This is a genomic window from Methanoculleus marisnigri JR1 (genome assembly GCF_000015825.1).
GTDB lineage: Archaea > Halobacteriota > Methanomicrobia > Methanomicrobiales > Methanoculleaceae > Methanoculleus > Methanoculleus marisnigri.
In genome coordinates, this window is record NC_009051.1 from 1,922,776 (window position 1) to 1,948,757 (window position 25,982).

24 protein-coding genes are annotated in these 25,982 nt (G+C 64.0%); 13 read left to right on the top strand and 11 right to left on the bottom strand.

Going from position 1 to position 25,982, the window contains the following annotated elements; translation table 11 throughout:
• Window positions 1-12: 12 nt before the first annotated feature.
• Complete coding sequence (locus MEMAR_RS09520) at window positions 13-756, top strand: MIP/aquaporin family protein (RefSeq protein WP_011844764.1); 744 nt, start codon at window positions 13-15, stop codon at window positions 754-756.
• A gap of 25 nt (window positions 757-781) precedes the next feature.
• Window positions 782-1,216, top strand: a complete 435-nt coding sequence (locus tag MEMAR_RS13005) for a hypothetical protein (RefSeq protein ID WP_143706379.1) — start codon at window positions 782-784, stop codon at window positions 1,214-1,216.
• 345 nt (window positions 1,217-1,561) lie between these two features.
• Here MEMAR_RS13005 and MEMAR_RS09525 read toward each other — a convergent pair whose 3' ends face one another.
• Window positions 1,562-3,181: a thiamine pyrophosphate-binding protein gene (locus MEMAR_RS09525; RefSeq protein ID WP_052291866.1), complete on the bottom strand. Its 1,620-nt coding sequence runs from the start codon at window positions 3,179-3,181 to the stop codon at window positions 1,562-1,564.
• Window positions 3,162-3,359, bottom strand: coding sequence for a rubredoxin (locus MEMAR_RS09530; RefSeq protein ID WP_011844766.1), 198 nt, complete (start codon window positions 3,357-3,359; stop codon window positions 3,162-3,164). Before MEMAR_RS09530 ends, MEMAR_RS09525 begins: the two co-directional genes overlap by 20 nt.
• Before the next feature lie 171 nt (window positions 3,360-3,530).
• Here MEMAR_RS09530 and nfi point away from each other — a divergent pair, with 171 nt between their 5' ends.
• The 4 genes from nfi to MEMAR_RS09550 all read left to right on the top strand — a co-directional run bounded on the left by nfi (window position 3,531) and on the right by MEMAR_RS09550 (window position 8,246).
• Window positions 3,531-4,235, top strand: coding sequence for a deoxyribonuclease V (gene nfi / locus MEMAR_RS09535; protein WP_011844767.1), 705 nt, complete (start codon window positions 3,531-3,533; stop codon window positions 4,233-4,235).
• Between the two features lie 158 nt (window positions 4,236-4,393).
• The gene (locus tag MEMAR_RS09540) at window positions 4,394-5,584 is read left to right on the top strand and encodes an FprA family A-type flavoprotein (RefSeq protein ID WP_011844768.1); all 1,191 of its coding nucleotides are present in this window, start codon (window positions 4,394-4,396) and stop codon (window positions 5,582-5,584) included.
• A 101-nt stretch (window positions 5,585-5,685) separates the two neighbouring features.
• Window positions 5,686-6,708 carry a phosphoribulokinase gene (locus tag MEMAR_RS09545; RefSeq protein ID WP_011844769.1) on the top strand — a complete coding sequence of 341 codons (1,023 nt, stop codon included), beginning with the start codon at window positions 5,686-5,688 and terminating at the stop codon, window positions 6,706-6,708.
• Between the two features lie 80 nt (window positions 6,709-6,788).
• On the top strand, window positions 6,789-8,246 hold the full coding sequence (locus MEMAR_RS09550) for a TrkH family potassium uptake protein (protein ID WP_011844770.1): 1,458 nt from the start codon (window positions 6,789-6,791) through the stop codon (window positions 8,244-8,246).
• Between the two features lie 45 nt (window positions 8,247-8,291).
• Here MEMAR_RS09550 and MEMAR_RS09555 read toward each other — a convergent pair whose 3' ends face one another.
• Window positions 8,292-8,912: a hypothetical protein gene (locus tag MEMAR_RS09555; protein ID WP_011844771.1), complete on the bottom strand. Its 621-nt coding sequence runs from the start codon at window positions 8,910-8,912 to the stop codon at window positions 8,292-8,294.
• 225 nt (window positions 8,913-9,137) lie between these two features.
• Here MEMAR_RS09555 and cfbC point away from each other — a divergent pair, with 225 nt between their 5' ends.
• From cfbC to MEMAR_RS09570, 3 genes are all read left to right on the top strand, one after another.
• Window positions 9,138-9,956, top strand: a complete 819-nt coding sequence (gene cfbC / locus MEMAR_RS09560) for a Ni-sirohydrochlorin a,c-diamide reductive cyclase ATP-dependent reductase subunit (RefSeq protein WP_011844772.1) — start codon at window positions 9,138-9,140, stop codon at window positions 9,954-9,956.
• Window positions 9,916-10,983: a nitrogenase component 1 gene (locus MEMAR_RS09565; RefSeq protein ID WP_011844773.1), complete on the top strand. Its 1,068-nt coding sequence runs from the start codon at window positions 9,916-9,918 to the stop codon at window positions 10,981-10,983. Before cfbC ends, MEMAR_RS09565 begins: the two co-directional genes overlap by 41 nt.
• Window positions 10,984-11,099: 116 nt before the next feature.
• The gene (locus MEMAR_RS09570) at window positions 11,100-11,573 is read left to right on the top strand and encodes a universal stress protein (protein WP_011844774.1); all 474 of its coding nucleotides are present in this window, start codon (window positions 11,100-11,102) and stop codon (window positions 11,571-11,573) included.
• A gap of 35 nt (window positions 11,574-11,608) precedes the next feature.
• On the opposite strand, the gene MEMAR_RS09575 is transcribed toward MEMAR_RS09570, so the two are convergent.
• The 5 genes from MEMAR_RS09575 to MEMAR_RS09595 form a co-directional block, all read right to left on the bottom strand.
• Window positions 11,609-12,196 (bottom strand): PH domain-containing protein, encoded by a 588-nt coding sequence (locus MEMAR_RS09575; protein WP_011844775.1) that lies wholly within the window; start codon window positions 12,194-12,196, stop codon window positions 11,609-11,611.
• Window positions 12,197-12,225: 29 nt separating this feature from the next.
• On the bottom strand, window positions 12,226-12,687 hold the full coding sequence (locus tag MEMAR_RS09580; protein ID WP_011844776.1) for a GNAT family N-acetyltransferase: 462 nt from the start codon (window positions 12,685-12,687) through the stop codon (window positions 12,226-12,228).
• Between the two features lie 74 nt (window positions 12,688-12,761).
• On the bottom strand, window positions 12,762-12,971 hold the full coding sequence (locus MEMAR_RS09585; RefSeq protein ID WP_011844777.1) for a hypothetical protein: 210 nt from the start codon (window positions 12,969-12,971) through the stop codon (window positions 12,762-12,764).
• Between the two features lie 177 nt (window positions 12,972-13,148).
• Complete coding sequence (locus tag MEMAR_RS09590; RefSeq protein WP_011844778.1) at window positions 13,149-14,315, bottom strand: nitrogenase component 1; 1,167 nt, start codon at window positions 14,313-14,315, stop codon at window positions 13,149-13,151.
• Between the two features lie 144 nt (window positions 14,316-14,459).
• Complete coding sequence (locus tag MEMAR_RS09595) at window positions 14,460-16,499, bottom strand: InlB B-repeat-containing protein (protein WP_011844779.1); 2,040 nt, start codon at window positions 16,497-16,499, stop codon at window positions 14,460-14,462.
• Window positions 16,500-16,743: 244 nt separating this feature from the next.
• On the opposite strand from MEMAR_RS09595, the gene MEMAR_RS09600 reads away from it, so the two are divergent.
• Both MEMAR_RS09600 and MEMAR_RS09605 read left to right on the top strand, forming a co-directional pair.
• A complete protein-coding gene (locus tag MEMAR_RS09600) occupies window positions 16,744-17,541 on the top strand; it encodes a hypothetical protein (protein ID WP_245526587.1) in 798 nt (265 codons plus the stop codon).
• 110 nt (window positions 17,542-17,651) lie between these two features.
• Window positions 17,652-18,416, top strand: a complete 765-nt coding sequence (locus MEMAR_RS09605; RefSeq protein ID WP_011844781.1) for a hypothetical protein — start codon at window positions 17,652-17,654, stop codon at window positions 18,414-18,416.
• Between the two features lie 49 nt (window positions 18,417-18,465).
• Here the strand turns inward: MEMAR_RS09605 and MEMAR_RS09610 are convergent, their stop codons facing one another.
• The 3 genes from MEMAR_RS09610 to MEMAR_RS09620 are packed head-to-tail and all read right to left on the bottom strand — an operon-like array spanning window position 18,466 to window position 21,320.
• A complete protein-coding gene (locus MEMAR_RS09610; protein WP_011844782.1) occupies window positions 18,466-19,587 on the bottom strand; it encodes an isocitrate/isopropylmalate dehydrogenase family protein in 1,122 nt (373 codons plus the stop codon).
• The gene (locus tag MEMAR_RS09615; protein ID WP_011844783.1) at window positions 19,572-20,063 is read right to left on the bottom strand and encodes a 3-isopropylmalate dehydratase small subunit; all 492 of its coding nucleotides are present in this window, start codon (window positions 20,061-20,063) and stop codon (window positions 19,572-19,574) included. Before MEMAR_RS09615 ends, MEMAR_RS09610 begins: the two co-directional genes overlap by 16 nt.
• Before the next feature lie 3 nt (window positions 20,064-20,066).
• Window positions 20,067-21,320, bottom strand: coding sequence for a 3-isopropylmalate dehydratase large subunit (locus MEMAR_RS09620; protein ID WP_011844784.1), 1,254 nt, complete (start codon window positions 21,318-21,320; stop codon window positions 20,067-20,069).
• A 146-nt stretch (window positions 21,321-21,466) separates the two neighbouring features.
• Here MEMAR_RS09620 and mutS point away from each other — a divergent pair, with 146 nt between their 5' ends.
• Window positions 21,467-24,085 carry a DNA mismatch repair protein MutS gene (mutS, locus tag MEMAR_RS09625; RefSeq protein WP_011844785.1) on the top strand — a complete coding sequence of 873 codons (2,619 nt, stop codon included), beginning with the start codon at window positions 21,467-21,469 and terminating at the stop codon, window positions 24,083-24,085.
• Window positions 24,082-25,839 carry a DNA mismatch repair endonuclease MutL gene (gene mutL / locus MEMAR_RS09630; RefSeq protein WP_011844786.1) on the top strand — a complete coding sequence of 586 codons (1,758 nt, stop codon included), beginning with the start codon at window positions 24,082-24,084 and terminating at the stop codon, window positions 25,837-25,839. Before mutS ends, mutL begins: the two co-directional genes overlap by 4 nt.
• Window positions 25,840-25,982 lie beyond the last annotated feature (143 nt).

Consider the following 25,982-nt stretch of genomic DNA (forward strand, 5'->3'; position numbering starts at 1 on the left):
TTCGGTGAAATCATGACCATATCTCTTGGAAAACGATGCGTCGCCGAAGCCGTCGGGACGTTTATCCTGGTCTTCTTCGGTGCCGGCGCCGCGGTCGTCACGCTGATGCTCGCCGCGGGGACGACCCCGGCGACCCCCTTCAACATAGGGATCGGGGCGCTCGGGGGACTCGGCGACTGGCTCGCGATAGGGCTCGCCTTCGGCATCGCCATCGCCGGCTCGATCTACGCCTTCGGGCGAATATCGGGCTGCCACATCAACCCGGCGGTGACGATAGCCCTCTTTGCAACCCGCCGGCTCCCCGGCCGCGACGTCGTCCCGTACATCGCCGCGCAACTGATCGGCGCCGCGGCGGCAAGCCTGCTCTTCGCCTGGGCCGTCGGCCCGGACGCCGTAACCATCGGGGGCCTCGGGGCGACGGCACCTTTTGTCGGCATCGGCTACCTGCAGGCAATCGTCATCGAGGCGATCGGGACGTTCCTTCTGATGCTCGTCATCATGGGCGCCGCCGTTGACGAACGGGCCACGCCGGGCTTTGCCGGGCTTGTTGTGGGTCTCGCGGTCGCGGGGATCATCACGACGATCGGGAACCTGACCGGCGCGTCGCTGAACCCCGCCCGTACGTTCGGCCCCTACCTCGGGGACTGGCTTTTAGCAGGCCAGAACCTCTGGGAGTTCTTCCCCATCTACATCATCGGCCCCATCGTCGGTGCGGTGCTCGCCGCATTCCTCTACGACTACGTCTGCTGCGAATGATCCAACCCTACCGCTTTTTGTAAAAATGCGACGGGCCGAAGGGCCGGAGCTGGAGCACCGCAGGTGCGACTGGCGACGGGCCGAAGGGCCGGAGCTGGAGCACCGCAGGTGCGACTGGCGACGGGCCGAAGGGCCGGAGCTGGAGCACCGCAGGTGCGACTGGCGACGGGCCGAAGGGCCGGAGCTGGAGCACCGCAGGTGCGACTGGCGACGGGCCGAAGGGCCGGAGCTGGAGCACCGCAGGTGCGACTGGCGACGGGCCGAAGGGCCGGAGCTGGAGCACCGCAGGTGCGACTGGCGACGGGCCGAAGGGCCGGAGCTGGAGCACCGCAGGTGCGACTGGCGACGGGCCGAAGGGCCGGAGCTGGAGCACCGCAGGTGCGACTGGCGACGGGCCGAAGGGCCGGAGCTGGAGCACCGCAGGTGCGACTGGCGACGGGCCGTCAGGAACGGAGCTTGAGAAGGGCAAGCATTACCGGCCGCCGTCCATCCTTCGCGTAAACTCTACAAGAATTCTCCTAAAAACTGCTTCACACAAGAGCAAATCGGCCCGACAGAAGAGCGGTGAACCGGAACAGATCCGGTTTGCCGCAAGTATGCCCGGGATGCCCGTTCGGGCCACCCGGGGTCCCTCAGCATGGAGCGAACAACGAATTCTCGTTGCTCCCACCCGAATCGATATCCGGAGAGCCGCGCTTACCCGGTATGGGCGCCGTCGACCGGACACCCGCGACCGGGCTGTTCACATTTACCCTCGCCCCTCATTCCCGCGGGAAATATTTATAGATTTCGGATACGCGGTGCCTTACTCGAACCGTTTCGGATCGGTCTCGATATCGACGACGACGGGCACATTCATCCGGATAGCCTGGAGAACCGCATCCGCAAGGTCCTGTGGCCGGGCCACCCGTATCCCGGCACCGCCGCAGGCCTCCGCATACGCCACGAAGTCCGGATTCGTGAGTTCGGTGCCGTAGGGCGGATAGTTCGCCTCCCTCTGCTCCTCCCGGATCATGGCAAGTTCGTGGTTGTTCATGATCGCGACGACGATGGGGAGATCGTACTTGACCGCCGTGACGAAGTCGGCCATGACCATCGAGAATCCCCCGTCCCCGGTGATGCAGACGACGGTCGCATCGGGGTAGGCGAGTTTCGCCGCAATCGCCCCGGGGAGCCCGAACCCCATCGTCCCGAGGTAGCCGGACATCGCGAACCGCTGCCGCTTCATCCGGAAGTTCCTCCCGAACCACCACTGGTTCTCCCCGACGTCGAGGGAGATGACCGCGTCCTCCGGAAGGGTCTCGGAGAGGACTTTCATGATGTAGGGCGGGCGGATGGGGACCGCCTCCGGGTCGGCCTCCCGGTCGAGCTGGTTGAGCCATTCCTGCTTCTGCCCGGCAAGCCACGCCCCGACCTCCGTGTCCTCCCGCGGCCTGACCCGTTCCCGAATCATCGGTATGGCAACGGCGCAGTCGCCATAGACCCCTGCCGCGAGCGGGTGTTTGCCGAGCTGGAGTGGGTCGATATCGATATGGACGGCCCGCTTCTCACCGGGGATCCCGGTGAAGTCGGAGAAACTCGCCCCGCAGGCGATCACGACGTCCGACTCCGCGACGAGCCTCTCGGCGTGCGGCGTCCCGAGCGGCCCGTGCACCCCGGCGATCCACTCGTTCTCGTCGGGGAGGATGCCCTTCGCCCGGAAGGTGGTGACGATAGGCGCCCGGATCGTCTCTGCAAGATCGAGGACCGCTCCCGCCGCACGCATGGCGCCGAATCCCGCGAGGATGACCGGCCGTGCGGCGCCGTCGATCGCCTCCGCCGCCGCCCGGACAGCCTCGTCGGTCGGGGCCGCCGTGACCGAGGAGAGGCAGGTCTCGCGTTCGCAGTAGGCAGGCTCGAGCGCCTCCCTCTGGATATCGTTCGGGAGGGACAACTGGGCGACGCCGCGGCCGACGATCGCGTACCGGAGCGCCCGGGTGAGGAGTTTGACCGCCGTCGACGGGTCGGCGACGGTGTTGTTGAAGACCGCTATCGGGCGGAAGAACGCGTCCTGGTCGATCTCCTGGACGCCGCCGGGGCCGGCGTACTGCGCCTGCACCTGCCCGTTCAGGGAGAGCACGCTCGCCCGATCTTCCTTCGCGTCATACAGGCCGGTGGCGAGGTTCGTCGCCCCCGGCCCGGCGATGGTCAGGCAGACGGCGACTTTCCCCGTGAACTTGTTGTAGGCCGAGGCCGCGAGCGCCGCGGTCTGCTCGTGCCGGACGACGACATAGTGCGCATCCGGGTTCCTCCTGACCGCGTCCACGAGCGGGAGCGACGATGAGCCGGGGATGCCGAAGTACAGGGTGATCCCCCAGGCCGCGAGCTCCGAGACCAGCACGTCGGCCACGGTCATGGCACCCCCTTCAGAGGTAATCTTCGTCATTTATCTCCCTCTCTTCTTCGCCGGCTCGCACGAACGCTTCCTTTCCCACGCTGCAGCGGGGACACCGCCAGTCACCGGGGAGCTCCTCGAAGAGCGTTCCCGGCGGTATCGCGGTGGCCGGGTCTCCTGCCTCCTCAACATACTCGTAATCGCAGACACTGCAGACCCATCGTGCCATATCGTCCACACTCCTAAGATGACTCTCCGGGCCGTAACCTCCTCCACGTATAAAAATGCCCCGCCGCCCGGGTGGTGGAGTCGCGGAGAGCAGGGCCGGCGGGTGCCGTGCCCCAACGATATAATACCAGGCAGACACCAACGGTATCGTTCCAGCCCACGAGGAATCGCCATGGAGATCAGAGAGATCCACCCCTTCGACCTGACGCCGGCGGAAGCGATCCGCATCCAGGAGAGGCTCCGGGAGCAGGTTCGCCGTTCCGGGGAAGCCGGGGAGGTCTCCCTCGTGGCCGGCACCGACGCCTCCTATGCAAAGGGTTCGGACGTCATCCACGCGGTCGTCGTCGCCCTCAGTTACCCCGATCTCACCGTCGTCGAGCGGGTCTCCGCCGCCGCCGTGACGACGTTCCCCTATATCCCCGGCCTCCTGACCTTCCGGGAAGGCCCCGCCCTCCTCGAGGCGTTCCGGAGACTGCGCTCCGAGCCGGACGTGGTCTTCTTCGACGGACAGGGGATTGCCCACCCCCGGGGGCTCGGCATCGCGAGCCACATGGGCGTCCTCCTGGACCGGCCCGCCATCGGGGTCGCGAAGAGCCTCCTTCTCGGCACGGCGGCCGAGCCCGCGGGGGAGAGGGGATCGACCGCCCCGATACTCCGCGACGATGAGACGATCGGGATGGCAGTGCGGACGAGAGAGAGGGTGAAGCCCGTCTACGTCTCGGTGGGCCACCGGATCGATCTCGCGCAGGCGGTCGACCTCGTCCTCGCGACCGCACGGGGATACCGGCTCCCGGAACCGACCCGGCAGGCCCACCTCTTTGCAAACGCCGTCAGGAGGGGAGAAGGGCAGGCCACCCTCTCTTCCTCCACGAAATAGAGCGAAACCGTTATCAGCGTTCGCGCCGGAGAGACGTCTGCCGGACGGCGCGGCAGAGATGCGCCGGGACGGTCGATACCCTACGGAGGACGAAGTATGTCGAATATCATGATGAACCGTATGCCAGCCGGAACACACCCGACGGGGGCGAAGGAGTAATGGCCGCACGCGAGATCGTGCCGGGCGTCTTTGCCGTCGGCGCCATTGACTGGGACCGCCGGCTCTTCGACGAACTGATCCCGCTCCCCGACGGCACCACCTACAACAGCTACCTGGTGCGGGGCAGCAAGAAGACAGCGCTGATCGACACCGTCGACCCGACGAAGACAGCGGAGCTCATGGGGAACCTGGAGTCGATCGGGGTCGAGAAGATCGACTACATCGTCTCCAGCCACGCCGAGCAGGATCACTCGGGCTCGATACCCGCAATGCTCGAACGGTTCGGCGACGCGAAGGTGGTGACGAACCAGAAGTGCCGCGACTTCCTGATCGACCTCCTCCATGTCCCCGAGGATCGGTTCATCGTCATCGGCGACGGCGATACGCTCGACCTCGGGGGAAGAATGTTCGAGTTCATCATCGCCCCCTGGGTTCACTGGCCGGAGACGATGCTGACCTACCTCAAGGAAGACCGGATCCTCTTCCCCTGCGACCTCTTCGGCTCGCACTACGCGACGAGTTCCCTCTACGTCCTCGACGAGGGCGTGGTCTACGAGTCCGCGAAACGCTACTACGCCGAGATCATGATGCCGTTCCGCTCGAGCATCAAGGCGCACCTTGCAAAACTCGCGACACGCGAGATCGACGTGATCGCCCCGAGCCACGGGCCGGTATACGACCACCCGGCGTTCATCGTCGACGCCTACCGGGACTGGACGGGCGACGCCGTGACGAATACGGTGGTGCTGCCGTACGTCTCCATGCACGGAAGCACCCAGGCGATGGTAGACCACTTCGTCGACGCCCTGATGAAGCGCGGCGTCGAGGTCCAGCCGTTCAACCTCCCGAAGACCGACACCGGCGACCTCGCAAAGGCGCTCGTGGACGCCGCAACGGTCGTGATCGGGGCGCCGACGGTCATCTTCGGCCCGCACCCGCAGGCGGTCTACGCTGCCTACCTCGCAAACCTCCTCCGCCCGAAGACCCGTTACGCGACGGTGATCGGGTCGTACGGCTGGGGCGGAAAGACGGTCGACACCATCGTGGAGATGCTCGGCCGGCTCAGGGTCGAGTTCCTCGATCCGGTCTACATCAGGGGTGCCCCGAAGGAGGAGAACTTCGCGGAGCTCGACCGGCTCGCCGACGAGATCGCAAAGAAGCACCGGGAGGCGGGGATCCTCTCCCCCTAGACATCCCATCCTTTTTCGCGGTTGCCGCCCCGTACCCGAACCGGCCAACCTGCACCGAAATCTTAACACGCCAGGATACCGACCAACCTTCGAGCTGAATCATGCCCCCATCCGACTTCAAGAGGGTCATTGCCGAGTCGCCCTACGTCTTCGTCATCGGCGTCGCGGGAGACAGCGGGTCCGGAAAGACCACCTTCACCCGGGCGATCCGCGAGATCTTCGGGGACGACCTCGTCTCCACCATCACCATCGACGATTACCACAGATATGACCGCCAAGAGCGCAAAGTTCTCGGGATAACGCCGCTCGTCCCCGAGGCGAACCGGTTCGACCTCTTAGAAGAACATCTTGCCGAACTGAAGGCAGGCAGAACGATCGAGAAACCGGTCTACAACCACGATTACGGCCGGTTCGATCCCCCGGTGCCCTTCAGCCCCACGAAGATCCTGATCCTCGAGGGGCTGCACCCGTTCATCACCGGGACGCTTCGGGACCGGATCGACTTCAAACTCTACGTGGACCCGGACCCCGACGTCAAGCGTGCCTGGAAGATCAAACGCGATGTGGAGCGACGAGGCTACGCCCCCGAGGCCGTCCTCCGGGAGATGGAGGAGCGCAAACCCGACTACGAGCGGTACGTCGCGCCGCAGTGCCTGTTTGCGGATGCGGTCATCCGGATCGCCTTCTCGAAGTACGGTAGGGATGTGAGCGAGAAGCGCAACGTCTACCGCGTCACCCTCTGCCAGAGCAGGCTTGATAAGAGCATCGGGGACGTCGACCTCTCCATCGACCTCTTCGGGCTCCTCTCGCTCTCCGAGCGCGACTTCATGGTCGAGTTCACCATCGAAGACGTCGGGGGGGAGGCGATGGGGGCGCTCACGTTCGACGGGGAGTTGAACGACGCCGTCGCGAGAAAACTGGAACGGAATATCGAGATCCAGACGCAGGTGGAACCCATCGACCTCAGCCAGGACAGCGACTACCTGACGGCCGGGGATATGGCCCAGCTCATCCTCGCCTGGCGGATCATCAACCGGCGCATCTTCATCGAGAGCGCTCCGGGAGCGGGCGGGACCGGACGGACGGTGACCGGAAACAACGGACACGGATGCGGCCGAAGGTGATTTTAGCCCCATTGATCCCCCGGAAATTCGAACGGCCGCACAGGAGAAAGTAGATAAGAGCGCCCGGAGAACGTGTAACGATGGATAGGATCGAGCAGTTCTCGATCATCGCAGCAGACATCGGCAGCATCTTCAAGTACATGAGCATCGCCACGGCGCTGCCTCTTGTCGTGGCGGTGATCTATGGGGAGTGGGATATGATCCTGCCCATGGTCTCCGTCCCTGTCGTCCTCTTTATCCTCGGGATGTTTCTTCTCCAGGTACCCCGCGAGGATCGCGAGGCCCCCCTATCCGCCGCCCTCATGGCGGTCGCCCTGATCTGGCTGATCATCGCGCTGGTGAGCGCACTCCCGTTCTGCCTCGGACTCGGCGTCCCATACCTCGATGCCGTCTTCGAGGCGATGTCCGGGTGGACGGACACCGGCCTGACAATGATGCGGTCGGTCGAAGAGATGCCCCGGACGCTCCTTTTCTGGCGGTCGCTGATGCAGTGGCTCGGCGGCATCGGGATCGTCGCCTTCACCGTCGCGATGGCCTCGAGAACCGGGCTGACCCAGTTCCGCCTCTACCGGTCGGAAGGTCGCTCGGAAGCGCTGATGCCGAGCGTCGTCGCGACGGGGTTTGAGATGTGGAAGATCTACCTGGCGCTGACCGCCGCTTCGATCGGCCTCATCCTGCTCTCGGGAGTGCCGGTCTGGGACGCGGTGAACATCGCCCTCGTCGCCATCGCCACCGGCGGGTTCTCCGTCCACTCGGCGGGGATCCCGTTCTACAACAACCCGCTGCTCGAAGTCCTCATCGTCCCGGTCATGATCGCCGGCGCCCTCCCGTTCAAGCTCTACTACCTCCTCTATCGCCAGAAAGACACGAGGTTCTTCGGCGACCAGCAGGCACGTCTCCTTCTCATGCTCATCGCGCTCGGGATCCTCGTGATAGCGTGGGACCTCGTCACGCTCACCGCAACCGATCTCCCCACGGCCGTCCGCCAGGCGCTCTTCATGGCTACCGCGGCAGCCACCAGCACCGGGTTCCAGGTCGCTTCCCCGAACGAGTGGGCGAGCGTGACCGTTCTCTTCCTCGCGATGCTGATGGTGATCGGCGGAGCATCCGGGAGCACCGCCGGCGGTATCAAACTCTCCCGGGTAGTTCTCGGGTTCCAGAGCCTGGTCTGGTGGTTCCGGCGGATGTTCGTCTCCGGGAAGGTGCTCGTGCCATTCAAGTACGACGGCAAGGTGATCCCGAAGAACGTCGCCGACCTCGAGGTCTCGCGGAACATGCTGACGATCATGCTCTACTTTTTGATCATCTTCGTCGCCACGATACTGGTGATGCACCTGCAGCCGACGTCTTTTGATTCGAGCAACGTGATCTTCGAGGTCGTCACCGCGATGTGCAACAACGGCATATCGACGGGGTTCGTCTCGCCCGATATGGAGGCTCCGGCGAAGGGCCTCTTCATCCTGATCATGTGGATCGGGCGACTTGAGGTCATTCCGGTGATCATGCTCGTCATGGGTCTCTTCAAGCGGTCCGACTGAAGGGGTCGTGCCGCGGAGGGGCCGCGAAAAAAAAGAACCAGCCGGTTACTCCGGCAGGTAATGAAGGTATAGGTCGTCCACCGTCGCCCAGTCCCCACCGTTCTTTGCGAGCAGGTCCATGTAGGTGTGAACCTCCGGGGCGTACTTCTTCAGGACCGCGGGGGAGGTGTGGTAGAGCATGAAGGCCTCGGCGAAGATCGCCGCCTCCTTCTCCTCACCTGCGGGTGCGGTGATCCGGGCCAGGTAGGTGCCCGGGTTTTCGGCAAGCGCCGCAAACGCCTTACTCTCCCCAAACCCCATCGTGTGATAGACACGGTAGCCCACCTGCTGGACAAAGACCTCGTCGGCTCGCGCCGGATCCCTGTCCGATCGGATATAGATGGCGTTCTCCTCGGCGACGTAGATTCCGCTCACGCTCCCGGACGCATCCTGCTGCCTGAACACCTCGCTCCTGCTGTCGATGTAGACAGTGAGGTTCTCCATAAACTCTTCCCGGATTTTGGTACTCTGCTGCAGCACCAGGGCCTCCGCAAGTGCCGCTTCGGTGCCGCTCCCATCCCTGTTTTCCAGACGGAAACCGGCAACCGGGCTCACTGAGAAGGCCGAACAAACGACGATGATGAGAACAATCGCCGCAACCAACCGTGATCGGAATCGTGGGTCCATCGTTTTCCCTCTGCTTGACAAGAGTTTCAAACTGACCATTATATACTTTTCCAATTTTAAAAAACGAATTATAAACGTCCGATTATCAAAATGGAGTAGAGTAACAAATGCTTAATGAGAAGAGTCGTGCAGAGAGGACAATCCAACCACAACAAAGCATATATAACTCCGCGCCGTGAACGCCATCCGACACCTAATTACCCATGCAAGCGCATAGTAGATGCAATGAAACAGATCGCCCTCTACGGGAAGGGGGGAATCGGGAAATCCACCACTGCGGCGAACCTGTCGGCAGCACTCGCGGGAGAAGGGCTCGATATCCTGCAGATCGGCTGCGATCCGAAGCACGACAGCACCCGCATGCTGATGCACGGGACCTGGATCCCGACGGTCCTCGATCTCATCCGGGAGCGCGGAGACGAGAAGATAACCGTCGACGACGTGGTCTACCGGGGCTTTCGGGGCGTCCGCTGCGTGGAGGCCGGAGGGCCCGAGCCCGGGATCGGGTGCGCCGGCCGGGGGATCATCGCGACGTTCCAGCTCCTCGAACGCCTGAACGCCCTCAAGGGCGACGTGATCGTCTACGACGTCCTGGGTGACGTCGTCTGCGGCGGGTTTGCGATGCCGATGCGCGAGGGCTACGCCCAGGAGATCTACCTGGTCACCTCCGGCGAGTTGATGTCCATCTACGCGGCAAACAACATCGCAAAAGCCATTGCGCGGCTCTCGCGCCGGGTGCGGAGCAGGTGCACGCTCGGGGGCGTGATCTGCAACGCAAAGAACATCGAAGGCGAGCGGGAACTCGTTGACGAGTTCGCCCGCCGGATCGGCTCCCGGCTCATCGCCTACATCCCCCGCTCGAGGATCGTCCAGGTCGCGGAGCTGCAGAAACAGACGGTCGTCGAATACGCCCCCGAATCCGACCAGGCGGCGGTCTACCAGGAACTCGCGCGGACGGTCTACGGAAACGAGACGACGAGCATCCCCACACCTCTCGAGATGGATGAACTCGAATCCTTCGCCCTCGAATTCGTCCAGGTTTGAGGGGTGTACCCTGACCGGGGCGCTCTCGGTGCTCACGGAGGTACGGGACGCCGTCTCCGTCATCCACGGCCCGGCGGGATGCACGCACCATAATTTCTCTCTCCTGCACGCCACCCACCTCTCGAACGACCGGCTCGAGGTCCCCCGCCTTCTCTCCACCCGCTTAACGGAGAACGGGATCATCTTCGGGGGCGAAGACGCGCTGGAGGAGACCATCGCGCAGGCGCTCTCGCGCTCGCCCGCCTCCGTCTTCGTCCTCTCGACCTGCATCGTCGAGACGATCGGAGACGATGTCGCGGCCGTCTGCGCAAAAGACCGGGGCGTCCCGGTGATCCCCGTGCCGACCGCCGGGTTCCTCGGGGGGGTCTTCGAGACGGGAGTGAGGAACGCCCTCTCCTCCGTCGCATCGCTCGCCTGTCCGGGAGCGGAAGCAACCCTATCGGCAAACCTGATCGGCGAGAAGAACCTGGAGTACGGCGTCGACGAGAACGCAGCCGAGATCGCGCGCCTCCTCTCCCGGCTCGGCATCACGATCAATCTCCGGTTCGTGCGGGGGATCGAGACACGGGATATCGGACGGCTCGGCTCGGCCGCCGTGAACATCCTCCGGGAACCGGCGCTCCGGCCGGTCGGCGAAACCCTCGAGCGGAAATTCGGCACGCCGTACGTCGACTCGTTTCCGGCGGGCCTTGCCGGAACGTGCCGGTTCCTCGAAAAGGTCGGCCGGATCTGCGGGATCGACGCATCGGCCGCCGTCGAGGAGGAACAGGGCCACCAGAAAGCGTTGCTCGGGCAGTTCGACGATATCGCCGGGAGCCGCGTGCATTTCCAGTCCCCCCACCCCATGCTCAGGGGCGATCCGGGCGCGGAGGCGATCTGCACCGAGTGTGCCGAAGCCCTCGATCTTTCCGTCGCCCCGTCCGGGTCGACGATCCCCTTCCCGTATCCGGCACCCGTCGGGACCGCCGGTCTTGGACGGATGCTGCACCGGTGGCGGGTGCTGATCCGGGAGAAACGGCGGGGGTGAGGTTCCAGGGTTGCGGGCGGCAGACAGCCCCGGTACCCACCACATCCTCTGGCGCCCGTACAATCTCTTTTATACCTCTTCTGCAGAAAAGGTCTCATCGGAGTGAGTGCCAGAGTATGTTCGAACGCATCCTGTTTCCAACGGACTTTTCAGTGCCATCGATGAAGGTGCTGGACTATATCCCCGTGCTGCACGAGGCGGGAACCCGGGAGGTGGTTCTCGTCCACGTCATCGACTCAAAGGAGATCACGCTGATCGCCTCGGGCGGGCAGGGGTTCCTCGGGACCGTGCCCGACCGGGAGACCGAGGCGCAGAGGGAGCTACGGGAAGAGATCCAGCACCGGATCGTCGATACCCGCCGGGCGCTCGAGAGACAGGGCGTGAAGGTGACCGTCCGGACGCCCCTCGGCACCCCGGGGAAGGAGATCGTGGCCGCGGCCGATGCGGAAGGAGCGTCGCTCATCGTCATCGGCTCCCACGGCCGGTCGAACATCCGCGACCGCCTGCTCGGGACGGTCTCGGAGTACGTGATCAAGAACGCCCGTCAGCCGGTTCTGGTCATCAAGCGGGAGGTGATCGGGGGGAGATAGTTCTCTCCCACCTCCCCCTGTATCAGAAAAAGTTTCTACCGCTCCTGCCGGCTCTCCAGCAGCCGCCGTATCGCCCGCAGTTCCTCAACCACGGCATCGGCTGCCGGCCCCTCTGCCGGCTCGCCCCCGGTCGCGGCGACCGGCCCGGTCGTCCGCACGAAGTTCATGATCGTCTCCTGGAGATCCTTCGGGTCCGCTATCCCGTTGAGGACGATCTCCGCCTGTGCCTGGGCGGAGTAGCCGGCGGTCTGCACCCGGACCGCCGAGAAGGAGAAGAACCGCATCAGGGGGCCCTGGACGATATCGACGTTCGTGATCCGGTTGTAAGGGACGATCCCCGTCTGCCGGAACCAGACCCCGCGCCGCCAGGTCACCTCGGTGACGGTGAGCCGGTAGACGATGCTCTCGTGGTAGAGCGGGATCCAGTAGGCGATGAAGACGACGATGGCGAGCACCGGGACGGCGAAGGCGAGAGCGACGGGCAGCCGGCTGAAGATGACGATGGGAGCGAGCCACGGCAGGACGAAGACGACGACGGCCAGGATCAGGGACGCGTAGAGGTACGACCGGAACTGCGGCACCGGTCTGAACGCTTCCCCGATGCGGAAGGTGGTGAGGGACATGGTATCCCACTGATCTCAATCGGGACAGATTAAATCTTGCCGGCGAAATCTCTCCTGAGGATGTAGCGATCGCCTCCCTCGCCGAAGTAGGCCGGGCAGAATTCCGTCTCCCGAAAGCCGTGCCGCTCGTAGAGCGCCCAGGCGGCACGGTTCCCCGGCGCGACCGAGAGGCAGACCTCATCCGCTCCCCGCTCCCGGAGGGCGGCGATGACGGCGGCAACGAGGGTCTCCCCGAACCCCCTGCGCCGGTACCGCTCCGCCACCACCAGCCGGACGATCCATCCCGTTGTCTGCCGGTGCTGGACGAGAGCCCCGATGGTGTAGCCGACCACCCGCCCGCCGCATTCACCGACGAGGAAGGTCCCGGCAAAGAGGACGCCGGCCTGCCGGATGAAGACCTCGGGCTTGCATCCCTCCGGGCTGTTCTCCCGCTCAAGGGCAGAGACCGACGCAAAATCCGTATCAAAGTATCCCCTGATTGTCAGAGCCATGCCGGTAGGTTCGCCGTGAGGGGTAAAAAAAGAGGAGACAATCCCCCGACGGGGAACGTTCCCGAGCCCGCTGCTCACTTCTTCTTGATGCTCGCCTGAAGCATGTCCCGTGCCATCCTGTAGGTCTCGATCTTGTACTGCATCATCTCGATGCGCTGTTCCTTCATCCGGATGCGGGACTCGACCATCCGTACCATCAACTGCCGCATCTCGTCCTCGTCGAGGAGATCATACATCCTCGCGAGAAGCATATCGTGGGTGCCGTATCCACCGTGGTGCGTCATGCCATAACCTCCCTCTCGTACCGGCCCGCCCTGAGGACGAACCGGCTCCCCGGTATCCGCCGGTTCATAAAGGTCTTATGGCAGGTACGGCTGCTCGACGGGAGGGGAAGAACAGATCGCCGCGTGTTGCCCGGTTCCCCGGACGGGTGTGCCGGCACCGGGGCAACCAGCGCTTTACTAGAAGTTATCCGCGTTCCCGCTCCCTGAGTGCCGGTTCCGGTTGATGCAGGCGTTGAGCACCTCTTCCATCAGCCGGAGCGCTCCTTCCACCCCGGCGACCGCGTGGGAGGAGAGAGCGACCCTGTCCCGGAGAGGCGGCGTCAGCCCGACGAACGCGGCGCCGGGAGCGATCGCCGCCTCGTAGGTGGAGCCGAGGATCAGGTCGGGCTCGGCGTCCAGGATCGCCTCCCGGATGACCGAGAAGTCGGTCGTGCGGGTGGTGCCGTCGCCGGAGGAACCGGAACCGTTCCGGGCGGCGACGCAGGCGATCTCGGCACCGAGATACCGGTCGAGGAGATCGGCGGCAAACGCGGCGTAGGCGTGCCCGCCGGCGATCACCGCACGGGGTGGGTCGAACCTCCTGAGGTACTTCTCGCAGGCCTTCCTGATCCGGGCATCGGCCCACGCGATCTCGTCCATGACCGGGCGGGGATCCGCGCCGTCGATCTCTGCGTCAAGCCGCTCGAAGGTCTCGCGAACGGCGTCGAGGCCGAGGAGCGAGCCGCAAGAGGTTCCGACGCCGCTTGCGAGATCCAGGTTCGTCCCGACGGTGAACGGCGCCGCCCGCCGGGTCGCGGCGTAGCGGTCGAGGCAGAAGGTGGTGGCGATGGGAACGCCTGCAAGGCTGAGCAGGCGCCGCGCCTCGAGGGCGTTCCCCCGGCAGAAGGGGTCGGTGCGGCAGACGCCGTCGATGTTGACGCCGAATACGTCGGGGTCGACCACCGGCGCTATTGTGTCGAGCGCACGGCGGTAGCCGGCCTCGAGATCGCCGAGGAACCCGGGGCTGTCGACGACGATAATCTGCCCCTCATCGGCAAGGTCGCCCATATCCTCGCCCATGATCGCGGGCACACAGGTGTTGACCACGGCTATCCGGGCGTAGCGGCCGGCGAGCTCCCGGATCACCTCCGCGAGGCGGGACTCCGTCCCGAAGATGACCTCGTTCTCGACGAGGAACGTCCCGTGAATGGGAACCCCGACGAGCGACGCGGGGTAGAAGTAGCACCCGCTCGAACCGTGGACGACGACGGCGACGTCCTCGAATCCCGAGAGACAGGCGACCGCCCCGGTCATCGCACAGGGCCAGAGCGGGTTTTCGCACGGTGTTTGCTGCTTTTCCTGCATCTGTCTACAAGATCATGGCGGTGCGGGGATATAAAAGACGGGGAACGACCGGGTCGTCGGGTGCACCCGGGGGCGTGATTCCCACAGAGGGGTCTTGAAAAAAAGGGAGTGCAGGTCAACGGCCTTAGACGGTTGCGACCGGGTTCAGGGGCTCCCGGCGGTTCCGTTGAGCACCAATGAGGCGGGGTCAGGTAGGACGAAGGGCGTATCTCCCATAGCGGCGCCTCTCTGGTTGCCGTCCAGCGTCAGGTTCAGGGAGTGGTACTGCATTGCAAACCGCGGACCCCATGCCGGATCCTGCCCATGGGAAATCCTGACATTCACCTCGTCCGACTGCGGGAACGGAACGGTGATCTCGAACATCTGACCGTTGCCCGGGGGTACCTGCGAGGCGGTGCCCGCGAAGACCTGCTGGTCGTTCACCTCGATGATCATCCACCGCCCGCGGGGTACGTCCGATTCCGCCAGGAGGCCGGTGAACGTGAGGGTGTTCCACCCATTCCCCGAAGCATCCGTGAACTGCCGCTCGACACGTGCGGTCGTCGAACCGGCGCTAAGGTTTGCATTAGTCCCGTGCTCGCCGTGATCATCGACGATCACCGGGCCGTATTCGGAGCAGGGTCCGGTCTGTGTTCCCGACCATGTTGCCTCGTGAGACCATCCGTCCCATCCATCTCTCGACCAGATCCATTCGCTGGAGGCGGCAGAGGGTTCTTTAAAGGTAGCTGCTATGGTGTGATCCGCGTCTACTCCCTCGAAGGTGTAGGTCGTGCGGGCTCCGACGGATTCGCCGTCCACGGCGACGTCGTCCACGGTATAGCCGCTATCGGGAGTGATCGTAAACGATTGCTCCTCACCGTAGAGAACCTGGACGTCGCCCGAGGGCGAGATGGAGCCGTGCGGGCCCGCGGTTGCGGTGATGACGTGGGTGCGGATACCGTCCTTGATGACGTAGTACACGAGGCCGTTGGTGTGCTTTGTCGTTTCGCCGAGGGTCCATAGCGTGATTTCACGGATTGCGGGGCTCTCTTCGAGGTGGAACTCTCCGCCGTGAGTTAGATAGTTCAGGGTGACCAGGAGGATGAGGGGGTCGCGGACCCACTGGGTCTTCCAGCCGAGGAGCCGCGTCGAGTAATCGGGCGTCACCCATACTTCTGTCTCTACGGTGTTATCGACGAGCTCGCCGAACCCGAGCGCAACCCAGTTGTCTTGCGTGTAGTTTTCATATGCACTGTGAATGTTCCACCCCATGACAGTCAGGGAGCCCTGCACGAAGAGGTTTCCCGTGTGCATCGGGTTGCCGATATCGGTCATGAAGTGGCTCGAATGTCCGAGAGACGTGAAAGCGTCGTCGAGACGGTTATTGTAGTAGGCGGTCGCCGCATCGGTTGCGTTCTTCTGGCAGTTCTCGGGGGCTGCGCCGAATCCCGTCGGGACACCGGGAATTGGAGGGGTAGGTGAGGGAGGAACGTAGCCGTGGTTGTAGCAGCGCTGGAGAATTATCTCAAACTCTGAACCTTCATACCACCAATCTGGCTCATATGCATGTTCTGCTGCTATATCTGCATTTGTCTCATTAACTGAGTTATGCACGCATGCCGCCTTGATAATCCACCCATGAGTATCTGCATTCCACCGTACGCCGACTTCACCGTCCATGCTCGATGCCATCGCACGGCCGATCTCCTCGTCGAGTTCCCGGAGTGCTGAATTTTCGGACACTTCAAGCCGCACATCGCTCTTCTCGGGGACGATGGTCAGCGCAAGGCCGTCTTCCGTCTTCACGGCCCGGACCGGGTACTCCTTCCAGAGTTCTTCAAGGCTCGATCGCCAGGCGGTCTTCTCCTCCTTCGAGGCCTCGAGCCCGTCGACGAACTTCAGCACGTCGCCCCGCTGCTTCGTCGAGCCGAGCATGATCAGCGTCCACTGCGGCGAGAATTCCCAGACGCCGGGGTCGATATAGACGCCTTTCGCCATCGTGGCCCTGTCGCACTCGATCCCGAAGACTTCGCAGAGGGCGGAGGAGACAGACGTCATATCCGGCCTCTCGACAGGCTTAACAGTCGTTGCGCTCGCCGGGAAGGGTGATTCGAACCCCGCGGCGAGGACAGGCGATACCGGGATGAGCATGAGCATCAGGATCATGCCAAGACCCATGATTCGTACAAGAGATCTGTTTACCATAGTCTGATTCTCTCCAGAGTCTGTGAGAGAAGTTCTACAGGTAAAAGGACTGTTTTAAATGACTTATTTATTGTTATGATGAATATTCGCCGATGTGGTGAATACTCATCGCTTCAAAGAGGCCCGAAGCGATTATTGGAAGCAGGGAGGGTCCGATCGTGCTCAAAGGCCTGAACAATCTGTCCGATGGTCGGGATCGGGCCGGGAATGAATTGATAACCGAACGGGGAACGTCTCCGGGGAAATGAATGTATACCAGGAAGAAACATGCTTCTGCATGCATCGCCGGCCCCTCGTCGTCCTCCTCGTCCTTGTCGTTGCCCAGGTCTTCCTCTGCGGCTGTACCTCGAGTGGGCCTCAAGATTTCAGCGTATCCTCATCATATACTCTCCACATCACGACGGATACCCGCATCGAGAACGTGACCCTTCTCGTTCCCATCCCGGCCCGCGGTGATCTGCCTGCCATCGGTCATGACCCGATCTCCGATGCGTTTTATGCTAACCGTTTCCCAGAGCACATTACGCCCGCGATCGTCCCGATCGACGGCCAGTATTACCTCCGGTTAACTGCCCCGTTCCTGAGCCCTGCAGAACCTGTGCGGGTGAACTATGAAAACTATACCTCCCTTGCAGGTGATTTCCGGCCTGAGATTGTCCCGCAAATGGTCGAAACACGGTATCCGTTCGGCAATGAGTCCCTCTTCCTCCCGAAGCAGAACCTCGCCCTGACCGCAGGCTCCCCGGAGGCGGTTGAAACACGTGGTATCAACCCTGGATGCCGATATTCCTACACCATCCCTGTCTACGCGTATTGTGAGAACGGAAGTCGGATCGAAGTTTATTCAACTATTTGGGGCAGGAACGGATGGGTTGAGCAATTTGATGCAGGGGCACTGAATCAATACTCCGATCGTTATCATCTCGTCATCACCGGCGAGCCGCAGGGCTGGATGGCTGCCGACGGTGTGATGACGGCAGGGGAAGGGATCTACCGGGAGTGGCAACTCAACGCCTCCACCACTTCCGGTTCAGGGGAGTAGAACGAATTTTTCGGCCTGCTGAGGCAGAAGGGGGCAGGAAATGGGCAGGTAACCCTACGGAGAGCGTCTCCGGGGGAATGAATGTATACTGAGAGAGAATATACCCCTCTATGCGTTGCCAGCTCCCCATCGTCCTCCTCGCCCTCGTCGTTGCCCAGGTCTTCCTCTGCGGCTGTCTCTCGGATGAACCACAAGGTCTTCATACACGTTTCATGCATAAACTCTCCATCAAGACGAACACGCCCATCGAGAACGTGACCTTCCTCGTCCCCGTTCCGACACGCGACGACCTGCCTGCCATCGGTTCCGAGCAGATCTCCGATGCGTTTTACGTCGATCATCTCCCAGAACATTATGATTGCACGATCGTTCCTGTCGACGGTCAATACTACCTCCAGTTGACTGCTCCCCAGATGGATCCTGCAAGACCGATTCATGTGGACTACTACAACTATACCTCTTTCGGCGACAAATTCCGTCCTGAGGTTGTCCCACAGTTGATCGACACACGGTACCCATTCGGCAACGAATCACTCTTCTCCCCAAAGCAGAACCTCACCCTGATCGCAGGCGCCCCAGGGATCGTTGAAACACGCGGTATCAACCCGGGATGCCGGTACTCCTACACCATCCCCGTCTACGCGTACTATGAAAATGGAACGCGAATCGAGATCTATTCGGACATCTGGGGCGAGAACGGGTGGGTTGAGCAGTTTGATGCAGGGATGCTGAATCGATATTATGACCATTATCATCTCGTCATCACCGGCGACCCCCAGGGCTGGATGCCTGCCGGAGGAGTGGTGACGACAGGGCAAGGAATGTACGAGGAGTGGCAACTCAACGCCTCCCCTACTTCCGGTGCAGGGGAGTAAAACGGACGCACCGGGCCGGTTTTCCATAAAAAAAAGAGGGGCGGCAGCCCTACACCGTCTTCACAAGCGTCGCGAGGTAGCGCCCGACCTCGCTCGTCTTCTTCGCGCCGCCCATATCCCGGGTGACGAACCCGTCGAGGATGCTTCGCTCGATCGCCCGGAGAACCGCCGCCGCCGCCTCGTGCTCGCCGATGTGGTCGAGGAGCATCGAGCCCGCCCAGACGGTCGCGAGCGGGTTCGCGACGTCGAGGCCCCGGTACTTCGGCGCGGAGCCGTGAATGGGCTCGAACATGGAGGTCCCGTTCGGGTTGATGTTCCCGCCGGGGGCGAGGCCGAGCCCGCCCTGGATCATGGCGCCGAGGTCGGTGATGATGTCGCCGAACATGTTCGGCGTGACGACGACGTCGAACCACTCGGGGTTCTTGACGAACCACATCGTGACGGCGTCGACGAAGTTGAACTCCGTCTTAACGTCCGGGTAGCCGGCGGCGACGTCCGTGAAGACGTCGCGCCAGAGGCCGTAGACGTCGGAGAGGACGTTTGCTTTGTCGACCGAAGTGAGTTTCTTCTCCCTCGCTGCGGCAAGGTCGAAGGCATAGCGGATCGCCCGCTCCGCACCCTCTCGCGTGACGACGCCGATCTGGTAGGCGAGTTCTTCGGCGTCGGTCTCGACATCGAGGCCGAACCTGACGCTGTAGATGTCGCGGACGACATCGAGGGTCTTTTGCTCGCGCCGTCCGGCGAACCGGGAGCCGATCCCGACGTAGAAATCCTCGGTGTTCTCCCGGACGACGACGAAGTCGATGTCCTGCGGACCCTTGTTCGCGAGCGGCGTTGCCACGCCGTCGAGGAGTTTGATCGGCCGGAGGTTGATGAACTGGTCGAAGTGGAACCGGATCGCAAGCAGGATGCCCTTCTCGAGGATCCCGGGCTTCACCCGGTCATCGCCGATCGCCCCGAAGTAGATCGCGTTGAACTTCGAGAGTCCCCGGATATCCTCTTCGGTCAGGAGATCGCCGGTCGCGAGGTAGCGGTCGGCCCCGATATCGAAGTCGGTCCACGCGATATCGAACCCGAAGCGTTCTCCTGCGGCATCAAGGACATCCTTTCCCGCCGCGACGATCTCGGGGCCGATACCGTCCCCGCCGATTGCGGCTACTCGGTGCTGCATGTCTTCACCTCATCCAGGTCTTTTGCGTAGGCGACAAGGCCGCCGGCATCGACGATCTCCTTCATGAACCCGGGAACCGGCTCGACGGCGAGCCGTCTCCCGTTCGCCTCGATGTAGCCTCCGGCGAGGTTCACCGTGACGGCATCGCCGTCCCGGATGCTCTCCGCCCCGGCAGAGACCAGGGGCAGGAGACCCGTGTTCACGGCGTTCCGGTAGAAGATCCGCGCAAAGGACTTCGCGACCACGACCTTCACCCCGGCGCCGAGGAGCGCGAGCGGCGCGTGCTCGCGGGAGGAGCCGCACCCGAAGTTGCTGCCTCCGACCACGACGTCGCCCTCCCGCGCCTCCTTCGCGAACTCGTCCCGAGTCCCCTCGAACGCGTGCTTCGCAAGTTCCCCCGGGTCGTAGATGGTGAGGAACCGCCCGGGGATGATCGCATCCGTATCGATATCGTCGCCGAACTTCCAGACTCGCATGATTCACACCTCCCTCGGGTCGGTGATCTCGCCGTAGAGGGCGCTCGCCGCCGCCGTCGCCGGCGAGGAGAGGTAGACCGACGCCTGCGCACTCCCCTGCCTGCCCCGGAAGTTCCGGTTCGACGTCGAGAGCGAGACCTCGCCGGGGGCGAGGAGGCCGAACGCCCCGCCCATGCAGGGGCCGCAGCACGGCGCCTCGACGAGCGCGCCCGCCTCGACGAACCGCTCGATCAGCCCCCCCCGGAGGGCCTTGAGGTACTCCGTTCGCGAGGCCGGGATCACGATCACCCGGACGCCGTCGGCGAACCGGTCGGCGTTCCCGAGCACCTCCGCCGCCTCGGCAAGGTCCTCGTAGCGGCCGTTCGTGCAGGAGCCGATGAAGACCTGGTCGACCTTTGTTCCCGCGACCTTTCCGACATCCACGACGTTGTCGACGTTGTGCGGGACGGCGACCTGCGGGGCGAGGTCAGTGACGTCGTAGTGCCGCCGCTCCCGGTACTCCGCGTCCGGATCGCCCGCGAGGTCGAACGGCTCGATATCACGTCGGGCGGCGACGTAGTCCCAGGTGGCCGCGTCGGGCGTCACGATCCCGGCCTTCGCCCCCATCTCTATCGCCATGTTCGCGCAGGTCATCCGGCCCGCCATGTTCATGGTGTGCATGGCATCACCGGTGAACTCGAGCGCCATGTAGGTCGCCCCGTCCGCGCCGATGTCGCCGGCGAGAGAGAGGATCAGGTCTTTCGCCCCGACCCTCCGGCCGAACGCGCCCTCGACCTCGATCCGGATGCTCTCGGGCACCCGGAAATAGAGCGCCCCGAACTTCAGGACGAACCCCATATCGGTCGAACCGATGCCGGTCGCAAACGCCCCCGCCGCACCGTAGGTGCAGGTGTGCGAGTCGGTCCCGACGATGATCTCACCCGGCGCCGCCCGCCCTTTCTCCATCACGACCTGGTGGCAGACGCCCTCGAGGAGGTCGTAGTTGTGGATCCCCTGCTCATCCGCAAACCGGCGCATGAAGACGTGGTTCTCGGCGGCGGGAATCGAGTCGGCGGGTACCTGGTGGTCGAAGAGCATAATAATCCGTTCGGGATCGAATACGCGCTCTCCACCCATCTCGCGAAAGACCCTGACCGCAAGCGGGCCGGTGATATCGTGGATCATCGCTGCATCCACTGGTGCCATCACCACCTCTCCCGCGCGGACGGATCTCCCGCACCGTTGCGAAAATACCTTTTCTGCGATAGTCGCCGACATACAGTATCGTGTTCCATTTACGCGTTCAGGACGTATTTAGTTTGCCCGGGGCCGCCGGAGTGGTGCAGTAAATCGGAGGGCGTTCCGCCCGATTTCCCGGGACATTACCCTTATGTGGCCCCGTGCGGATTCTATAAGGAGAAGCGATGACCGACGGACCGACCCCGGCAATGCGGCAGTATTATTCAGCGAAAGCCCGGTACCCCGACGCCGTCCTCTTCTTCAGGATGGGGGACTTCTACGAGACCTTCGGCGAGGATGCCGGCGTGGTGGCCCGCGAACTCGACATCACCCTGACTGCCCGGGGCAGGGACAAGAACGGCGACCGGATGCCGCTCGCGGGCGTTCCCCACCACGCCGCCGAAGGCTACATCGCCCGCCTGGTGAACAAGGGCTACAAGGTGGTGATCTGCGACCAGGTGGAGGACCCGAAGACCGCAAAAGGCATCGTGAAGCGGGACGTCACCCGGGTGATCACCCCCGGAACCCTTATCGACTCCTCGATGCTCGCCTCGGCCGGCGCCCACTACCTGATGGCGGTCGCCCCCGACCGGAAAGAGACCTTCGGCCTCGCGTTCCTGGACGTCTCCACCGGCGAGTTCTTCGTATCCTCGGGCAGCGGCGGGCGCGAATACGCCGAGATCGTCTCGGAGGTCGTCAGGTACCGCCCGACGGAGGCGATCGTCCCCGAGAGTTTCGGTGACACGCTCCCCGCCCGGCTCGAGAGCCTCGGGGTGCCGGTGAGCCGCTACCGCGACGACGCCTTCGATCCCGACGCGGCCTATGAGCGGCTCTGCGGGCAGTTCGGGACGACGACGCTCGACGGCTACGGGTGCGCCGGAATGCCGGGAGCAGTCGCCGCGGCCGGAGCGGCGCTCTGCTACGCCCAGGAGACACAGCAATCATCCCTCTCCCACATCTCGGGGCTTTCGACACGGGTGCCGTCGGGGAACATGGCGCTCGACGCGATCACCCTGCGGAACCTCGAGATCACGGCGGGCATCCGGGGCGAAGGCGACGGGAGCACACTCCTCTCCGCTCTCGACGTCACGGAGACATCGATGGGGAGCCGGACGATGCGGTCGTTCCTGATCGCCCCCCTGCTCGGGAAGGATGCCATCGAGGCGAGGCTCGATGCGGTGGAGTGGTTCTTCGACCACGCGCTTGAGAGGCAGGCGCTTCGCGCGACCCTCGGCGACTTCGCCGACACGGAAAGGATAGCGGGAAGGATAGCCTACGGGAACGCAGGGCCCCGGGATCTCGCGACGCTCAGGGATTCTCTCTGTGCCATCCCGGACGTGAAAACGCTCTTCCCCACCGACGCACCCGTGCGGGTCCACGATGCCCTCGATGCGATGAGCGATCACGCCGCCGTCACCGATCTCATCGGCCGGGCGATCGTCGACGAGCCGCCGGCCACCGCGCGTGCCGGCGGGATGATCCGGGAGGGGTACAACGCGAAGCTCGACGAACTCCGGCACCTCGCGACGTCCGGGAAGGACTGGATCGCGGAGTTCCAGCAGCAGGAGCGGGAGAGAACCGGGATTAAGTCGCTCAAGGTCGGCTACAACCGGGTCTTCGGCTACTACATCGAGGTGACGAGGCCGAACCTGCACCTGGTGCCGCCGGAGTACGAGCGCCGGCAGACGACCGCGAACGGCGAGCGCTACACGATCCCCGACCTCCGGGAGAAGGAGGCGATGATCGCGACCGCCGAAGAGCGCCTTACCGCCCTCGAAGCGGAGATCTACACCGAACTCGTCCGGACGCTCGTAGCAGAGGTCGCCGGTATCCAGGCGACCGCCCGGGCGGTGGGGCTCCTCGACGTCTATTCGGCGCTTGCCGAAGTCGCCGCCCGCTACGGCTACACCCGCCCCGCGATCGAGGAGAGCGGCCGGGTTGTCATCCGCGACGGCCGCCACCCGGTGGTGGAGCGGCACCTCCCGGTCCCGTTCGTCCCGAACGACACGGAACTCGATTCCGCCGCCGACCAGATCATGATCATCACCGGGGCGAACATGGCGGGCAAGTCCACCTACATGCGGGCGGTGGCGCTCTGCTGCATCATGGCCCAGGTGGGAAGTTTCGTCCCGGCCCGGCACGCGACGATCGGGATCGTCGACCGCGTCTTCACCCGGGTGGGAGCGTTCGACGACCTCGCCTCCGGGCAGTCCACGTTCATGGTCGAGATGCTGGAACTTGCAAACATCTTAAACAACGCCACCGCGGGAAGTCTCGTCATCCTCGACGAGATCGGGCGGGGGACGAGCACGCTGGACGGGTGCGCCATCGCCCGGGCGGTGGTGGAGTTCCTGCACGGGAAGGCGGTCGCGGGGCCGAGAACGCTCTTTGCGACCCACTTCCACGACCTGATCGACCTCGAGGGCACCCTCAAGCGGGTGAAGAACTTCCACTTCGCGGTGAAGGATACCGGAACCGACGTCGTCTTCCTCCGTAAGATCATCCCCGGCGCGACCGACCGGAGTTACGGTGTTCACGTCGCCCACCTTGCCGGGATCCCGAAGAAGGTGACCGACCGGGCGATGGAGATCCTGAAGGAGGCGTCGGCGCGGGAGTTCTCCGGCGGCCCGCGGGCCCCCCGCTACACCCAGATGCTCCTCGTCGACCCCGGCGAGCGGGCCGTTCAGGAGAACCCCGCAGTCAGGGAACTCAAAGATCTGAACCCGAACGAGATGACTCCGATCGAGGCGTTAACCACCCTCTGCCGCCTCCAGAGGATTGCAAACGGGGAGAGAGAGCGATGACGAAGATCCGCGTCCTCGATCCCGACACCGTGAACCAGATCGCCGCCGGCGAGGTCGTGGAGCGGCCCGCGTCGGTGGTGAAGGAACTCCTCGAGAACGCGATTGATGCCGATTCGACGAGCATTCTGATCGACGTCTCCTCGGACATGGCCGCGATCACGAAGATCCGGGTGACCGACAACGGCGAGGGCATGACCCCGGAGGAGGCGGTCCTCGCGTTCCATCCCCACGCGACGAGCAAGATCCGGGATATCGCCGACCTCTCTGCCGTCAGAACCCTCGGGTTCCGGGGGGAGGCGCTCGCGAGCATCGCCGCCGTCGCGGAGGTGACACTGGTCACCCGCCCCCGGGGAGGGGGAGCGCTCGCCGGCACCCGGCTGGTGGTCCGGGGCGGCGAGATCGTGGAGAAGAGCGAGGTCGGGGCGCCGGAGGGGACGACGATCGCGGTGGAACGCCTCTTTTACAACACCCCCGCCCGCCGGAAGTTCCTCAAAAGCAGGAACACCGAGCTCGCCCACGTCTACGCCGTCGTGGAGAGTCTCGCCCTCGCCCACGGCGAGGTCGCCTTCCGGGTGGTGCACAACGGAAAAGAGCGGATGGCAACCCAGCGATCGGGAGGGGCCTTGAACACCATCGCGGGGCTCTACGGCGCCGACCTTGCACGGTCGCTCGTCCCGGTCGAAGGACGGCTCCCATTCCTCGCTATCCGCGGCTACATCTCCCGGCCGTCGGAGAGCCGGGGGAACCCCTCGCAGATCTCCGTCAGCATCAACGGCAGAAGCATCGCCTCCCGGCAGATCGCCGCCGCCGTCCGGGAGGGCTACGGCACCCTTCTCCCGAAAGACCGCTACCCGGTGGCGTTCCTCGATCTTGCGATCGACACCGGTCTCGTGGACGTCAACGTCCACCCGACGAAGAGGGAGATCCGCCTCTCCCGGGAGCGGGAGATCACGGGGGCGATTGCGGCCGCCGTCGATGAGGCGCTTGCCGGTCACGACCTCGCACGCGAAACTCCGGTCGAGCCGGTGCAGCAGCAGATCATCGCGGCGGATCCCGGACAGGTGCCGACCCCGTCGCCGGTCGGCGAGCCCGGGGCACCCTACACGGCCGGGCACCGGGGGCTCACCCTCTCCGATAAGCAACTCCGCCGGACCGAGACGGAAGGAGGAGAGAACCTCCTCCCCGCAATGGAGCCGATCGGGCAGGTGGCCGCGACCTACATCGTGGCGGAGGGGGCCGACGGCACCCTCTACCTCGTCGACCAGCACGCGGCCCACGAACGGGTCCTCTACGACCAGGTCACGGAGCAGCGCGATAAGGCGGCCGGGTCGCAGGAGCTGATCACGCCGGTCGTCCTCTCGCTCCCCCCGAAGGAGTCCGCCGCTCTCCGGGACGCGATCCCTCTCCTCGCGGACGAAGGGTTCGTGGTGGATGAGTTCGGCCGGGACACCTTCGCCGTCCGGGCGGTGCCGGCCGCCCTCGGCGCAGTCGAGGACCCCGGGACAGTCCGGGAGACGATCGCCGACCTCCTCGCCGACGAATCCCGCACCGCCCCCGACCGGCGGGAGAGGGTCACGTGTATCGTCGCATGCCGTGGAGCGGTGAAGGCCGGTGCCCTTCTCACGCCCGACCAGCAGAAGCGTCTCATCATGCAACTCGCCCGGACGAAGACCCCCTGGACATGCCCGCACGGGAGGCCGACGGTCGTGGCGTTCGACAGACGCAGACTCGACGGGATGTTTCGGCGAGGGTGAGATCACCTGGCCGGGGCGATGCGAAATAGCCCACAAAATCACGTGTTTTTAAAATCAATCGGGCCCATCCGCGTAAAAAAACAAAATCCCGTATCATAATGGATTTATCCTGGGAGATCCTTACGATTGTACGTCGCAGCGGG